Annotated in this window: 14 protein-coding genes; 5 read left to right on the forward strand and 9 right to left on the reverse strand. The window is 67.6% G+C overall.

What is annotated here, in order from left to right:
* Positions 1-59 precede the first annotated feature (59 nt).
* On the reverse strand, positions 60-1,514 hold the full coding sequence (locus AC1RPL_RS17825; RefSeq protein ID WP_493071207.1) for an MFS transporter: 1,455 nt from the start codon (positions 1,512-1,514) through the stop codon (positions 60-62).
* A gap of 150 nt (positions 1,515-1,664) precedes the next feature.
* On the opposite strand from AC1RPL_RS17825, the gene AC1RPL_RS17830 reads away from it, so the two are divergent.
* Together AC1RPL_RS17830 and AC1RPL_RS17835 are read left to right on the forward strand one after the other, a co-directional pair.
* The gene (locus tag AC1RPL_RS17830; RefSeq protein ID WP_493071209.1) at positions 1,665-2,810 is read left to right on the forward strand and encodes an acyl-CoA dehydrogenase family protein; all 1,146 of its coding nucleotides are present in this window, start codon (positions 1,665-1,667) and stop codon (positions 2,808-2,810) included.
* Between the two features lie 134 nt (positions 2,811-2,944).
* The gene (locus AC1RPL_RS17835) at positions 2,945-3,733 is read left to right on the forward strand and encodes an SDR family NAD(P)-dependent oxidoreductase (protein WP_493071210.1); all 789 of its coding nucleotides are present in this window, start codon (positions 2,945-2,947) and stop codon (positions 3,731-3,733) included.
* Here the strand turns inward: AC1RPL_RS17835 and AC1RPL_RS17840 are convergent.
* The 4 genes from AC1RPL_RS17840 to AC1RPL_RS17855 all read right to left on the reverse strand — a co-directional run bounded on the left by AC1RPL_RS17840 (position 3,730) and on the right by AC1RPL_RS17855 (position 8,406).
* Positions 3,730-4,026 (reverse strand): UrcA family protein, encoded by a 297-nt coding sequence (locus tag AC1RPL_RS17840; RefSeq protein WP_493071212.1) that lies wholly within the window; start codon positions 4,024-4,026, stop codon positions 3,730-3,732. The two genes, AC1RPL_RS17835 and AC1RPL_RS17840, sit on opposite strands and share 4 nt — an antisense overlap.
* 86 nt (positions 4,027-4,112) lie before the next feature.
* Positions 4,113-5,702 carry a M56 family metallopeptidase gene (locus AC1RPL_RS17845; RefSeq protein ID WP_493071214.1) on the reverse strand — a complete coding sequence of 530 codons (1,590 nt, stop codon included), beginning with the start codon at positions 5,700-5,702 and terminating at the stop codon, positions 4,113-4,115.
* Positions 5,699-6,073 carry a BlaI/MecI/CopY family transcriptional regulator gene (locus AC1RPL_RS17850; RefSeq protein WP_493071215.1) on the reverse strand — a complete coding sequence of 125 codons (375 nt, stop codon included), beginning with the start codon at positions 6,071-6,073 and terminating at the stop codon, positions 5,699-5,701. The genes AC1RPL_RS17845 and AC1RPL_RS17850 overlap by 4 nt, the downstream gene beginning before the upstream one ends.
* Before the next feature lie 77 nt (positions 6,074-6,150).
* Entirely contained in the window at positions 6,151-8,406 is a 2,256-nt protein-coding gene (locus tag AC1RPL_RS17855) for an NADP-dependent malic enzyme (protein ID WP_493071217.1), read from the reverse strand.
* A gap of 225 nt (positions 8,407-8,631) precedes the next feature.
* Here AC1RPL_RS17855 and mutS point away from each other — a divergent pair, with 225 nt between their 5' ends.
* The 3 genes from mutS (at position 8,632) to AC1RPL_RS17870 (ending at position 13,132) form a co-directional block, all read left to right on the forward strand.
* Entirely contained in the window at positions 8,632-11,211 is a 2,580-nt protein-coding gene (gene mutS / locus AC1RPL_RS17860; protein ID WP_493071790.1) for a DNA mismatch repair protein MutS, read from the forward strand.
* Entirely contained in the window at positions 11,208-11,432 is a 225-nt protein-coding gene (locus tag AC1RPL_RS17865) for a hypothetical protein (RefSeq protein WP_493071219.1), read from the forward strand. Before mutS ends, AC1RPL_RS17865 begins: the two co-directional genes overlap by 4 nt.
* 113 nt (positions 11,433-11,545) lie before the next feature.
* The gene (locus AC1RPL_RS17870) at positions 11,546-13,132 is read left to right on the forward strand and encodes an FAD-binding oxidoreductase (RefSeq protein WP_493071221.1); all 1,587 of its coding nucleotides are present in this window, start codon (positions 11,546-11,548) and stop codon (positions 13,130-13,132) included.
* 517 nt (positions 13,133-13,649) lie between these two features.
* On the opposite strand, the gene AC1RPL_RS17875 is transcribed toward AC1RPL_RS17870, so the two are convergent.
* The 4 genes from AC1RPL_RS17875 to AC1RPL_RS17890 form a co-directional block, all read right to left on the reverse strand.
* Positions 13,650-13,799 (reverse strand): hypothetical protein, encoded by a 150-nt coding sequence (locus AC1RPL_RS17875; protein WP_180147137.1) that lies wholly within the window; start codon positions 13,797-13,799, stop codon positions 13,650-13,652.
* Between the two features lie 40 nt (positions 13,800-13,839).
* On the reverse strand, positions 13,840-14,289 hold the full coding sequence (locus tag AC1RPL_RS17880; RefSeq protein WP_493071222.1) for a hypothetical protein: 450 nt from the start codon (positions 14,287-14,289) through the stop codon (positions 13,840-13,842).
* Positions 14,290-14,434: 145 nt separating this feature from the next.
* On the reverse strand, positions 14,435-14,716 hold the full coding sequence (locus AC1RPL_RS17885; RefSeq protein WP_493071224.1) for a HigA family addiction module antitoxin: 282 nt from the start codon (positions 14,714-14,716) through the stop codon (positions 14,435-14,437).
* 7 nt (positions 14,717-14,723) lie between these two features.
* Positions 14,724-14,876 (reverse strand): type II toxin-antitoxin system RelE/ParE family toxin, encoded by a 153-nt coding sequence (locus AC1RPL_RS17890; RefSeq protein ID WP_493071226.1) that lies wholly within the window; start codon positions 14,874-14,876, stop codon positions 14,724-14,726.
* Between the last annotated feature and the right edge of the window lie 143 nt (positions 14,877-15,019).

Below are 15,019 nucleotides of genomic sequence, written 5' to 3' on the forward strand. Positions count from 1 at the left end.
GGATGACGGAAAAGGATGAGGAACGAATTTCCTGGGGAGGAAAGGATGTCCGCCGGAGCTCAGGCCCCGGCGGACATTTCCGCCTTTCCGGCGAGCGCAGCGACCCGCGCCTCGTGCTCCACCTTGCCGAACGGAAAGGCCCGATAAAAGCCCGCCGCGGCAAAGGCGAGCACGGCATAGAGAACGGAGAAGAGAATGGTCAGCCGATCCACTGCTTCCACCGGCACCTGGCCGGGCTTCGCCGCTGCCGGGAAGTCGACCAGGTCGAGGAGGAGACCCGTCGCCCAGATGCCCAGCCCGCTGCAGCATTTCTGCACAAAAAAGGCACCGGCGAAGAACACGCCTTCGTTCCGCCGCCCGGTCTCGATCTCCGATTGCTCGACGACATCGGCCATCATCGAGCCGCCCAGGATCGTTGCCGAGATGCTGCACCCGACATTGAGCGCGTAGATGATGAGGAGCGAAGGCAGCATCCACGGGTTCCCGGGCTCGGGGAACAGCCCGGCGAGGCGCAGCACATAGGGGAGCGCCACCCAGAAGGCCGCGCCGGCCATCAGCCACATCGCCGCCCTGGGCTTGCCCAGCCGGCGCGAGGCCCGCGGCGCGACGAAGAAGGCGATGAAGGCGCCGGCGAGGAGAGAGAAGGCGATGAGGGTGAATTGCTGGTTCTGGAAGCGCCAGACATGGGCGTAGACATAGCTCGACAGCGCAAAGCTGACGCCCTGCGCCGAATAATAGCAGAGCCCCGCCGCCATCAAGATCAGGAAGGCGCGGTTCTTCACCGTCTGGCCGAGCTCGGCGAAGTGCTTGCCGAGCGGCTGGCGGGCCAGTTCCGGCTGCGGCAGCCGCTTGATCTCGCGATGCGTGCCCAGCGCCGAGACGAGGATGGCAAAGGCCATCAGCCCGGCGCTGACCAGTGCGAAGCCGGGGTAATTCTCGCGGACCAGCTGGCCGTTGGGGTGGCCCGGCGACGGGCCGAGCAGCCAGGCATAAGCGAGGATCATCATCCCCAGCCCGCCGGCCCAGCCGAACAGGAAGCGATAGGACATGATCCGCGTCCGCTCTTCGTAATCGGCGGACAGCTCCGGAGTCAGCGCCTGGCTCGGCACTTCATAGGCGCTGACCGCGGTGCGGACGAGCACCGACATGCCGAACACCCAGAGCAGCAGATGCGCATTGGACAGCGCCGGCGGGTTCCACAGCAGCAGCCAGCCGACCGCGATGGGAATCGCCGAGGCATACATCCAGGGATGCCGCCGGCCCCAGCGGCTGCGGGTGCGGTCGGAGAGGAAACCGATCGCCGGGTCCGCCACCGCGTCGAGCAGCAACGCGCACATGATCGCAAAGCCCACTTCCGTCGCCGACAGGCCGAGCACCTGGTTGAAGTAGAAGAGCAGGAAGGTCGAGAAGCAGAAGTCCTTCACACCATAGGCCACGGTGCCGAAGCCATAAGCGAGCATGATCGGGCCGCGAATCCGCCGGGTCGGCGGCACTGCCGCCTGGTTGGTCTCCATGCTCGCCACCCTCTCAAAACGCTTGTCGCCGCGCAGCATAGGTGCCGCCGACCGGGGGTCAACCGAAAGCAATTGGAACATCGGGTATGGCTTGCCCGATGCAGTATCGCCGGTATAGCGTCCCGCTTCGAACTTGAGGAACGTGAAGCAATGGCGCTCGACCCCGAAGTCTTCGACACGCTGATCGACACCATCCGCCGCTTCGTCAGCGAGCGTCTCCGCCCGCTCGAAGCCGATGTCGAGGCTGCCGACGCCATCCCCGCGGACGTCACCGCGGAGATGAAGCAGCTCGGCCTGTTCGGCCTGTCGATCGCCGAAGACTATGGCGGCCTGGGGCTGACCATGCTCGAGGAGTGCAAGGTCGCCATCGAGCTCGGCCGCACCACCCCGGCATTCCGATCGAGCTTCGGCACCAATGTCGGCATCGGCAGCCAGGGCCTGGTCATGGCCGGCACCGCCGAGCAGAAGGCGCACTGGCTGCCGCGCATAGCCAGCGGCGAGATCGTCACCAGCTTTGCCCTGACCGAGCCCGATGTCGGATCGGACAGCGGCGCGGTGAAGACCCGGGCGGTCAAGGACGGCGATGTCTATCGCCTCACCGGCACCAAGCGCTTCATCACCAATGCCGACAAGGCCGAGCTGTTCACCGTCATGGCCCGCACCGGCGACGAACCGGGCGGCCGCGGCGTCTCCGCCTTCCTGGTGCCACGCGACCTGCCCGGCATCAGCATCGGCGAGCCCGAGAAGAAGATGGGCCAGAAGGGCGCCCGCGTCGCCGATGTCGTGTTCGACGACACCCCCGTCCCCGCCGCCAACCGGCTCGGTGCCGAGGGCGAAGGCTTCAAGATCGCCATGCAGGTGCTCGACCGCGGTCGCCTGCACATCTCGGCGGTCTGCGTCGGCGTCGCCGAGCGGCTGATCGCCGACTGCGTCGCCTATGCGTCGACACGCACGCAATTCGGCAAGCCGATCGCCGAGCACCAGCTGATCCAGGCGATGCTGGCCGATTCCAAGACCGAGGCCCTCGCCGCCCGCGCGCTGGTGCTGGAGACGGCCGCGGCCAAGGATTCCGGTGAGAACACCACGATGGAAGCCGCCGCCGCCAAGTATTTCGCCAGCGAGATGGTCGGCCGCGTCGCCGATCGCGCCGTGCAGATCTTCGGCGGCGCCGGCTATATCGCCGACTACGGCATCGAGCGGCTCTACCGCGATGTCCGCTTGTTCCGGATCTACGAAGGCACCAGCCAGATCCAGCAGCTGATCATCGCCCGCGAGACGCTGAAGCGGGGAGGCTGACGACTTCTTTCTCCCCTTCCGCTTGCGGGAGGGGTCGGGGGAGCGCCTGATCTCACGGATGAGGTTCGCGGCACTCCCCTCCCTCAGCCCCTCCCGCAAGCGGAGGGGGAGCAGATATGGAGAGGATAACCATAATGGATACGAACAGCCTATTCCGCCTCGACGGCCGCATCGCCCTGATCACCGGCGGATCCCGCGGCATCGGCCGGATGATCGCCAAGGGCTATGTGGCCCAGGGCGCCAAGGTCTATGTCTCCTCCCGCAAGGCCGAAGCCTGTGAGGAGACAGCCGCCGCGCTCGGCCCGAATTGCATCGCCCTGCCGATGGACGTCGGCACGGTCGAAGGCTGCAAGGCCCTCGCCGCTGCCCTGGCCGAGCGCGAGGAGCGGCTCGACATCCTGGTCAACAATGCCGGCGCCGCCTGGGGCGAGCCCTTCGACACCTTCCCCGAAAAGGGGTGGGACAAGGTGATGGACCTCAACCTCAAGTCGCCCTTTTTCCTCACCCAGGCGCTGTTCGACCTGCTCAAGGCCGCCGGCGCGGGCGAACGCCCGGCCAAGGTGATCAACATCACTTCCATCGACGGCCAGCGGCTCAACCCCTGGGAAACCTACAGCTATCACGCTTCGAAATCGGCGCTGATCTATTTGACCAAGCGCATGGCCGCCCGGCTGATCCGCGACCGGATCAACGTCACTTCGATCGCTCCCGGCGCCTTTGCCAGCGATATGAACAAGGCGGCGCGCGACCATGGCGGCGATGTTGCCAGGGCGATCCCGGCCAGGCGCATCGGCGTGGACGAGGACATGGCCGGCGCCGCCATCTACCTGGCCAGCCGCGCGGGGGACTATGTCGTGGGCGACACGATCACGGTCGATGGCGGGCTGGTCAACGCCTCGCTCGGCATCAGCATCGACGGCTAGCGCCGGAAATAGGCCCGCCGCAGCGGGGCAGGCATCTCGGCGACCAGCGACTGGCGCAGCGTGTCGAGGCAATAGCCTGCCTCGTTGCGGATCAGCTGGGGCGTGACCTGGTCGGCATGCACCCGGCAAAAAGCACGTGCCGCCGTCTCGACGCGGTCGCGCAGCATGTCGCGGCCGGCCTCGGTGTCCAGGGCGAGGTCGCTATAGGCGAACCCCGCCACGGGCTCCGGCGCCGGTGAACGCGCCGCGCAGGCGCCGACCAGGACGAGGGACAGGAACAGGATCGAACGCATCGTCATTCTCCCTTTATTCGCCGGGCAAGCCGGCCCCGTGGCGCGAAAGCCGCGCTTTGGTTCGGTGGTGGAGGGTCAAGCCGGGGCTAGAGGTTGCCCATCATCTGCTCGGCCTGCTTCTTGAGCTTCTCGGCTTCGTCGCGCAGCGATGCCGCCGCGTTGTAATAGCCCTGGCGGATATCGGGCGGCAGGCTCACATCCTTGGCCTTTTCGCGATACTCCATCGCGGCCAGGCGCAGCTTGTTCGCCGCCTCGAAACGCTGCGCCACCTGCGCGCGCAGATCGGGACCCGCACCCCAGACGGTCTTGACCGGCAGCGGCTGCGCTTCCTGCTTGGCGGCGACCGTGGCCTTGGCCATGCGGAGCCCCGTCGCCTCGGCCTGGCGCGTCGCCTCCGTCCCCGGAACTTCCTTTCCGTTGAGCACCCGCTTGGACACCCGCCAGCGCTCCGCCTTGACCTCGAACTTGGCCGCGAAGGAGGGCGCGGCCTCGGGCGCACGCATCATCGCCAGCGGCGGCTCGAGCCCGGCAGCGGCCGGCGCGGGCGCAGGGGGACGCTTCGGCGTGGCGCGCCTGGCCGGCACCGCCTCGGGCACGTCCTGCGCCGCCTGCCGCGGAACCGCGATGACCGCGCCCGGCCGCGCCGCATAGGCCGCCAGCATCTTCCGGAACTGCGCGGCATTGGCGGGCGCCGGCGCGGGAACACTGGCCTGCTCGACGAACTGCATCGCAGCGAGCGGGGCGATCCCCAGCGGGATGCTGCCGATCAGCGCGGCGCACAGCAGCCCGCTCGCCGGCTTGCGCGGCCCGGCATCGAGCACCCGGCGGATGCGCCGGCCAAGCGCGCTGCGCGACACCGCCATGCCGCAGGCCGAATGCACGCCGCACGCGCCGGCGACCGCGAGCAGCGCCTGCGCATAATCGGCGGGTGCGACATGCCGCACCGCCTCCTCATCGGCGGCCAGCTCGGTCTGGCGGGCAAGCTCGACAGCGAGCAGCCAGACGACCGGGTTGAACCAGAACAGCGCCACTGCCAGCCGCGTCGCCAGCATCACCGGCCAGTCGAAGCGGCGGACATGCGCCATCTCGTGCGCGACCACTGCCGCGGCGCGATCGGGGCAGCGCTCGGTATCGGGGCCGATCAGGATAGTGGCCGGCGTGATCCCCAGGCTCAGCGGCGAGGCGATGCGCGGCGAAACGAGTAACCGCACGGGCCGCCTCAAGGTTTCGGCAGCCCGTGCGATCGCCTCCACCCAGACGGGCTGGGAGGCCGGCACCGCCAGGCGGGACCAGCGGTGCAGCGTGACGAGCCCGATGGCGAGGCGCAGCAGCACGAATGCCGCACCCGCCGCATAGGCCAGGGCGATCCAGTCGATATCCGGCGCGGCTGGGCGCGCGCTGGGAGCGGCGGGTGCCGCGACGGCGGACAGCGCCCGCATCATCTCCGGCACCGGGGCCAAAGCCGGCCCCGCCGCACGCGACGGCAGCACGGCGATCTCGAGCGCCGGCACGGTGAGGATCAGCAGCGGCAACAGCAACAGCGCAACCAGGCCGGCGCGCAGCATCGCCACGCGCTGCGCCGCGGGCCGGGCCCGGAGCGCGTGGCTGGCGAGCAGCGCCACCGCGCAGGCGAGCGAGGATTTCCAGCCCAGCTCGATCAGCAGGTCCGCGATCATTTCGCCTCTCCCCGCGCCTTGTCGATCATGCGCTGGAGCTCGTCGATCTCCTCGGGAGCCAACCCCTGCTCCATGCCGAGCAGGGCGGTAGCGGCGCGCGCCGCTGATCCCTGGAAGAAAGTCTGCACCAGACGCTGCAGCGCCGTCTCGGCCACGGCATCGGCTTGCGGCACCGGCACATAGACATAGGCCTGGTTGACCGTGCGGTGGTCGATCAGCCCCTTGGTCTTGAGCCGCCCGAGCAGCGTGCGCACCGCCGAATCGCTCGGCGGCTCGGCCAGTGCACCGCGCACCGCCGCGGCGGTGCCTTCGCCCAGGCTGCACAATGCTTCGAATACTTCGCGCTCGCGGCGCGGCAGTGATTCGATCACGACTCGACCTCCTCCAACCTGCTACATACGTAACATGCTACAAATGTAGCAGGCAAGAGGTGTTTTGCTGAACTAGATCAGCGCGCAATCCCGCCTGCCGCCAGCACCGCCAGCGTCACCAGCTCGCTCGCCGTCGCGGTCATGGGCGCGATCTGCACCGGCTTCTCCATGCCGATCAGCATCGGGCCGATCGTCGAATCGCCGCCCAGTTCGCGCAGCAGCTTGGCCGAGATGTTCGCGGACTGGAGCCCCGGCATGATCAGCACATTGGCCGGGCCGGAAATCCGCGCGAACGGGTAGTTGGCGAGTTGGCGCGCATTGAGTGCCACGTCGGGCGACATTTCACCTTCATATTCGAACTCGACCGCACGCCCGTCGAGCACCTTGATCGCGCCGCGGACATTGTCGAGCCACTGCCCTTCGGGATTGCCGAAGTTGGAGTAGCTCAGGAACGCCACACGCGGCTCATGGCCCATGCGCCGCGCGACGGTGGCCGCACCCTCGGCGATGTCGGCCAGCTCTTCCGCATTCGGGCGCTCGTTCACCGTCGTGTCGGCGATGAAGACTGTATGCGACTGGCCTACCAGCACGTGCATGCCGAACGGCGTTTGCCCCGGACGGCGATCGATCACGCGCTTCACCTGGCGCATCGATTCGGCCCAGGTCCGCGTCACGCCGGTGATCATCGCGTCGGCATGGCCGAGCTGGAGCAGCAGCGCGCCGAAGATGTTGCGGTCGCGGTTGACCATCCGCTCGCAATCGCGGCGCAGATAGCCGCGCCGCTGGAGCCGGCAATAGAGGAACTCGACCATCTTCTCGACCAGCGGCGAGTTGACGCTGTTGTGCAGCTCGAACTCGTCCGGATTGGTGCCGAGCGCGCGCAGCCGCTCATGCACGCTCTCGCGGCCGACGAGCACCGGCGTACCATAGCCGCCATCCTTGAAGGCGATCGCCGCGCGCAGCACGACTTCTTCCTCGGCTTCCGCGAAGATCACGCGCTTTGGATTGGCGCGCGCCCCTTCATAGGCGAGGCTGAGCACCGAAGTCGTCGGATTGAGACGCGCCTTCAGCGACTGGCGATAGGCCACCATGTCGGTGATCGGCTTGGTCGCCACGCCCGAATCCATCGCTGCCTGCGCAACGGCCGCGGGGACGATCTCCATCAGGCGCGGATCGAACGGCGCCGGGATGATGTAATCCGGGCCGAAGCTGTGCTGCACGCCGTAGGCGACCGCGACTTCCTCGGGCACCTGCTGGCGCGCCAGCTCGGCGAGCGCCGTCGCCGCGGCGATCTTCATCTCGTCGTTGATCGTCGTCGCGCGCACGTCGAGCGCGCCGCGGAAGATGAAGGGGAAGCCCAGCACGTTGTTGACCTGGTTCGGATAGTCCGAGCGCCCGGTGGCGATGATCGCGTCCGGACGCGCGGCGCGCGCCTCGGGCGGGGTGATCTCGGGATCGGGATTGGCCATCGCGAAGATGATCGGCTTGAGCGCCATCTTCTTGAGCAGCTCGGCCGGCAGCGCACCCGCCGCCGACAGGCCCATGAACACGTCGGCGCCTTCCAGCGCGTCGGCCAGGCTGCGGCGATCGGTGGCGACGGCATGCGCCGACTGCCACTGGTTCACGCCTTCGCGGCCCTGGTAGATCACGCCGGTGCGATCGAGCATCAGCAAATTGCCCGAGGGCAGGCCCATCGCCTTGATCAGCTCGGCGCAGGCGATCGCCGCCGCGCCGGCGCCGTTCATCACGACGCGGGTGTCCTTGATGTCGCGCCCGGTCAGATGGAGCGCGTTGATCAGCCCGGCGGCGGCGATGATCGCGGTGCCGTGCTGGTCGTCATGGAACACCGGGATGTTCATCCGCTCGCGCAGCGTCTGCTCGATCACGAAGCATTCGGGGGACTTGATGTCCTCCAGGTTGATGCCGCCGAAGCTCGGCTCCATCAGTTCGACGGCGTCGATGAAGCGGTCGACGTCCTCGGTCTTCAGCTCGATATCGATCGAATCGACATCGGCGAAGCGCTTGAACAGCACGGCCTTGCCTTCCATCACCGGCTTGGAGGCCAGCGCGCCGAGATTGCCCAGGCCCAGGATCGCGGTACCGTTCGAGATCACGGCGACCAGATTGCCCTTGGCGGTATAGTCGTACGCAAGCGCCGGATCCTGCGCGATCGCCAGCACCGGCACGGCGACGCCTGGCGAATAGGCCAGCGCCAGATCACGCTGCGTCGCCATCGGCTTGGACGCGACGATCTCGATCTTACCCGGCCGGCCCTCGGAGTGGTACAGCAGCGCCTCGCGCTCCGAGAACTGGACGTTCGATTCCTCAGACATTTTTCTCTCCAGATTGCCTTCCCTTTAGGGGGGGCGCTGCGCGGTCGCAATGTGCCGATTGCGACAGATTCCCGTACGGTCGAAACAGATCGCCACGGATTGCCCGCCGGAATGTGCGAAAATCCGCACATCGGGCTTTTTCCCCAGGAAAAGCCGCGCCGGGGTGTTGATCCCGAAGGGCGTTCCGCTACGCCCCAATCAATGTCCTCCGCAGCCCCTACTCCGATGATGGCGCAATATCTCGCCCTGAAGGCGGAGGCCGAGGACTGCCTGCTCTTCTACCGGATGGGCGACTTCTTCGAGCTGTTCTTCGACGATGCGAAGATCGCCAGCGCCGTGCTCGACATCGCGCTCACGGCGCGCGGCGAGCATGAGGGCGAGCGGATTCCGATGTGCGGCGTGCCCGTCCACGCGATGGAGGGCTATCTCGCCCGGCTGATCAAGGCCGGCCACCGCGTCGCCATCGCCAACCAGACCGAGACGCCGGAGGAAGCGCGCAAGCGCATGGGCTCCAAGGCGCTGGTCAACCGCGCGATCGTCCGCGTCGTCACCGCCGGCACGCTGACCGAGGAGGCGCTGCTCGACAGCCGCACCGCCAATTGGTGCGTGGCAGTCGGCGAAGCGGGCGGCAGCGTCGCCATTGCCTGTGCCGACATCTCGACCGGCCTATTCGAGATCATCGAGACCACCGCCGACCGCGCCGGTGCCGAGGTCGCGCGCCTCAATCCGGCAGAGACGGTGGTCGCTGACGGCTCCGCATTCGACGAGCTTGCCACGGTTACCCGCCCGAAGATCGACTTCGACAGTGCGAGCGGCGAGGTGCGGCTCAAGCGGCTGTTCGGCGTCGCCACGCTGGACGGCTTCGGCCACTTCTCGCGCGCCGCGCTCGCGGCGGCGGGCGGCCTCGCCGCCTATCTCGAGCACACCGCCAAGGGCTCGCTGCCCTTCCTCCGCCCACCCCGGGTCTCACGCACCGAAGCGGCGATGGCGATCGATGCGGCGACGCGCGAGAGCCTGGAGCTCACCGTCAGCTCGGCTGGCACCCGCAAGGGCAGCCTGCTCGACAGCGTCGACCGCACCGTCACCGGCGCCGGCGCCCGCCTGCTCGGCAGCGATGTCGCCGCCCCGCTGATGGACCGCCCAAGCATCGAGGCCCGACTCGATCTCGTCACCCATTTCCACGACGATTCAGGACTCCGCGACATGGTCCGCGGCGCGCTACGGGCGATGCCGGACATCGGCCGCGCGCTCGGCCGCATCGCCGCCGGCCGCGGCTCCCCGCGCGACATGGGCCAACTGCGCGACGGCCTGGACGGCGCCTGGCGCCTTGCCGAGCGGCTGGAGGCCATCGGCATCCCGCCACTCCTTGCCGAGCTGATCCCCCAGATGCGCGGGCACGGCGCGCTGATCGACCTGCTCAGCCGCGCGCTCGTTCCCGAGCCGCCAGTCGATGCCGCACATGGCGGCTACATCGCCGAGGGCTATGACGCAGCGCTCGACGACCTGCGCGATGCCGGCGCCGGCGGCAGGCGGGCGATCGCCGCGCTCGAGGCCGAGTACAAGACGCGCACCGGCATCAACGCGCTCAAGATCCGCCACAACGGCGTGCTCGGCTATCATATCGAAGTACCGGCCAGGAATGCCGACCCGCTGATGGCGCAGGACTCGGGCTTCACCCACCGTCAGACGCTGGCGGGCGTAGTCCGCTTCAACGCCCCCGAGCTGCACGAAGTCGCGCTCAAGGTGACCCAGGCCGGCGCGCACGGGCTCGCTGCCGAAGCCGCGCATCTCGAAGACCTCACCGTTCGCGCGCTCGACGCCTGCGAACCCATCGCGCGTACCGCCGACGCCCTCGCCCGGATCGACGTCTCCGCAGGCCTCGCCGAGCGTGCCGCCGAGGGCGGCTGGGCGCGTCCGCACCTGGTCGAGCATGCCTGTTTCGAGATCACCGGCGGCCGCCACCCGGTGGTCGAGGAAGCCGTGGCGAAGAGCGGCGGGCGCTTCGTCGCCAATGACTGCAACCTCTCCGAAGCCAGCCGCCTATGGCTGGTCACCGGCCCGAACATGGGCGGCAAGTCGACCTTCCTGCGCCAGAACGCGCTCATCGCCGTCCTCGCCCAGGCCGGCAGCTATGTCCCAGCCACCCGCGCCACGCTCGGGCTCGTCGACCGCCTGTTCAGCCGCGTCGGCGCCTCGGACAATCTCGCGCGCGGCCGCTCGACCTTCATGGTCGAGATGGTCGAGACCGCCGCGATCCTGGCGCAGGCCACCCCGCGCAGCTTCGTCATTCTCGACGAGGTCGGCCGCGGCACCTCCACTTACGACGGCCTCGCCATCGCCTGGGCCGTGGTCGAGGCGATCCACGAGGATAACCGCTGCCGCTGCCTGTTCGCCACCCACTATCACGAGCTGACCCGGCTGGCCGAGCGCTGCGACGCGCTCACCCTCCACCATGTCCGCGCGCGCGAATGGAAGGGCGATCTCGTCCTGCTCCACGAAGTCGCCGAGGGGCCCGCCGACCGCAGCTACGGCCTTGCCGTAGCCCGCCTTGCCGGCCTGCCCCCGGTGACGATCAAGCGCGCCAAGTCGGTGCTCGACAAGCTCGAGGCCGGTCGCGCGCAGACGGGAGGCCTCGCCGCGGGGCTCGACGACCTGCCGCTCTTCGCCGCCATGGCAGTGGAGGAGGAAGAAGCGGTCGACACCCTGCGCACCGAGCTCGGCGCGATCGACATCGACAGCCTCTCGCCGCGCGAGGCACTGGAGATGCTCTACCGGCTCAAGGGCCTGGCGGCGGAAGGCGCATGACTGCGCTCGACCTCACCGACCAGTTCCTCGCCATCCTGCTGCGCGAAGTGGGCGGCACCCGCCGGCGCTGGCGCAACGTGATCGGCGACGTGAAGGTCTACAGCGCCGCGACCCACCCGCATTGCAACTGGTCGATCACGCCGGGCGGCGCGGCCGGGGAGAACAGCGCCGTCGAGCGCATCGCCGACCGGCTGCGCGAGAAATATCCGATCATCGGCTAACCCTCGTCAGCCGGCGCGCACTTGGTCCGTTCCGGCGCCATCCTTTCGCACCACCGCAGGGTTTCACGGCATATTCCCGTCCGAGCGCGACCTTGCGCCGGGAGGGGATCGGCATGAGCAATTTTCCCACGCGCAGCGGCGCGGCAGTGGCCACAAGCGATCGGCAGGGGTTCGATCGGCGCTGGTATTCGCCCAATCTGGACGCCGTCTATGTACCGACGTCGATCGACGAGGTCGCCTCCTGCGTCCAGGCAGCGCTCGGCACCTATGGTTCGAACGTGAAGATCGTCTCCGGCCGGCATTGCTACGAGAATTTCGCCTATAACGAGACCGCCCAGGCAGTGATCGACATGTCGGCGCTGAACCAGGTCGGCCACGATCCCGTGCTCGGCTATTTCGTCGATGCCGGGTGCGAAAACTGGACCGTCTACCGCACCCTGCTCAACGGCTTCGGCAAGACGCTGCCGGCCGGCTCCTGCTATTCGGTGGGCGCGGGCGGGCATATCACGGGCGGCGGCTATGGCCTGCTCTCGCGCCTGCACGGGCTGACCATCGACCATCTCACCGCGGTCGATATCGTCACCTGGGATGCCGACAGCGGCACCGCGACACTGCGCCAGGTCTCCGCCGCCAGCAGCGACCCGGCCGAGCAGGACCTGTTCTGGGCATTGTGCGGCGCGGGCTGCGGCAATTTCGGCGTGATCGTCCGCTATTATTTCGCCGACCTGCCCGATGCGCCGGACCATGCCACGCTCTGGGTGCTCGCCTGGAACTGGAGCGACGTGCCCGAAGCCGCCTTCACCGCGCTGCTCGCCGACTATGCGCAGATGGTCACCGAGATGCCCGATACCGATTTCAGCCTGCTCAAGCTCAACCATGTCGCAAATGGTCAGATCGGGCTGGTCTATCACGCGGTGTCGGCACCGGGCACGAGCGCCGACGCGCACCGTGCCCGCGCGACCGCACAGGTCGATCGGCTGAAGCGCCGCTTCGAAGCGATCTCGCCGTCAAGCCCGCTGGTGCGTCCGCTGGGCGGCCATCCCGGCCTGATGACCGCGCTGCCGGCCAGCGCGGATGCGCAGCACCTCACCTATCTCGAAGCCCTGCAGACGCTGAACGGCTCGGGCCCGAACCAGTTCGGCAAGTACAAGTCGGCCTATATGAAGGCGGCATTCCCCGTCGCGCAGGCTAGCACGATCTACCAATGGCTGAACACCGTGCCGCCAGGCCTGGACGCGAGCGACATGGCGCAGAGCCTGCTCCAGGTGGACAGCTATGGCGGTGCGATCAACAGCGTCGATCCGGCGGCAACCGCGGTGCCGCAGCGCAGCTCGATCATGAAGCTGCAATACCAGACCTATTGGAACAACGCCTCGCCGCCGGGCGGCCCGCTCTCTGCGCAGGACGAAGCGCAGGCGCAGGCGCACCTCGCCTGGATCGATGAATTCTACGCATTCGTCTACGCGGCGACCGGCGGCGTGCCCGATCCGGCCCTGGACCCCGACGGCATCGTCGATGGCTGCTATTACAACTATCCCGATCTCTCGCTGGGCTCCACCGCCACCGGCAATGTCGACCAGGCGCTGCGGCTCTACTTCCTCGACAATTTCCGCGCCAACCCGCGCAACCTGGTCGCGATCAAGCAGCAATGGGACCCGCAAAACGTCTTCAACCACCAGCAATCGGTGCCGGTGAGCTGATGGCGCAATCCGATTTGGCATGAGAGACCCCGCCGTTGCGGGGACTAGGCGGCACATCCGCGCGCGCCTGAAATGAAATGGCCCCAAAATGAAAGAGGTCGCCGGGGCGTCTCCCGACGACCCGGCGACCTCCGACATGGTCAGCGGCCGGAAGCTCCAGCCCGGGAGACCATGCGGACCGCTTTGCTGCGAACTGACGCCGTTGATTGGAGGAGAATACCTCCCGTGCGCCTTACGATCGGAGGGCTTCCGATCGCGTCCTCAACTCAGCGGTGCGTCTCCCGAACGAACTGAACCGACCCCATTGCTGAACCATGAGACATCGGATCACCTCCTTTCGCCAGTTGAAGAGCACGTACCCTGTCAGGCACGCCAACACATTGAATCACCGCGAGTCGCAGAACAAGTCTTGTATTAAATTTTATTCTGAGCGATTCTGGAATTCTGGGCCTGGAACCCGCGCCGCGTCGCAGCGACTCAGCCTCTCCCCCTACATTCCAAGGGCCGCTCGACGCGCCTAGTGGCGCTTGAAATACTGCACTTCGCGCTCATGCTTCTCGGCCGCAGCGCGCGTGTCGAACGTGCCCAGGTTGCGGCGCTTGTGCGTGTCGGGATCGACCTTGCGCGAATAGAGCCTGTATTCTCCGGACTTGAGCTTGCGGATCATCGCTTCCCTCCTCGCGCCATCAATGCGCGAAGCGCCGTAATTATCCCCGGCAGTCCTCGGCGACCCGCAGGATCTCGGGATAGGCGGGCACCACCAGCGTCGGCAGCCCGGCACCTTGGACCAGGAAACGCCCGCGGCTGAAGCCCATAGCGTCCAAGGCCGGATCGCGCGGCGCCAGATCGGCGGCGAGCCAGGGCGACGCGCCCGCCGCGACCGGCTGCACGGCAAGCTGGCGCAGCGTACTGGTGGTTCGCAACGTCAGCGTCGAAACGCCCTCGCCCTTGCGTGACAGCACCACGCGCCCGCGGCCGCTGTCGCAGCGCAGGGTCAGATCGGCCTCGCCCCCGGCGACACCGTATAGCGCGATCGATCCGCGCCCATCCTGGCGATAGGCCCAGTTACCGGGGGTCAGCGGCCAGTCGCGCCAATCGGAACTCAGCGTCGGTGCGGACCCGGGTGACGGGGTCGGCGCAGGCGTCGGTACGGGCATTGGCCTCGGCGCGGGTGCCGGCACAACGGGCGGCGTTTCCGAACAGCCCGCAATGGCGAGCGCGGAGGCGAGGACGAGCAGGGTACGGCGCATGCCCGGCCTTATGCGGGAAGTGCCCGGACGGCTCAACCGCCGCAACGACCGGTCAGGCCGCGCGCGGGACGATCCGATCGAGTTCAGCGCCTTCGCGGCGTTCGACTTCCTCAAGATCATAGGCGTTCTGCAATCGCAGAAAAAAGCCGTCGGACATCCCGAAATAGCGCGTCAGCCGGGCATCGATGCCGGCGTCGATATCAAGCTTGCTCGCGACCAGTTCGGTCAGACGCTGGGCATCGATACCTGCTCCCTGCGCAACTTCCGCGAGGGGGATTTCACTACCGACCAGGAAATCCTCGCGCAGGATGTCACCGGGATGGACATTGTCCAAGCGGTCCTCATCCGCGATGGTAATCCTCGATCCGGACATCGTCCGCGCCTCCGTCGGACCAGCGGAAGGTGATCCGCCACTGGTCATTGATCCGGAGACTATATCGTGGAGGCGTAAAGCCTTTCAACTGCTCAAGTCGGTTGCCCGGCGGGTCGCGCAAATCGCTGAGCCGATCAGCGGCATCAAGCTAACGGAGCTTGCGGCGAGCGACTGGTTGATTTTCCGACGGCAATCTGCGGCTGCGTTCACCGATCCAGATCAGCTCGGTTTCTCGTTCGGAGAAGCTGCGGATCACAGCTGCCT

Source organism: Sphingomonas sp. GW821-FHT12D09 (genome assembly GCF_058807215.1).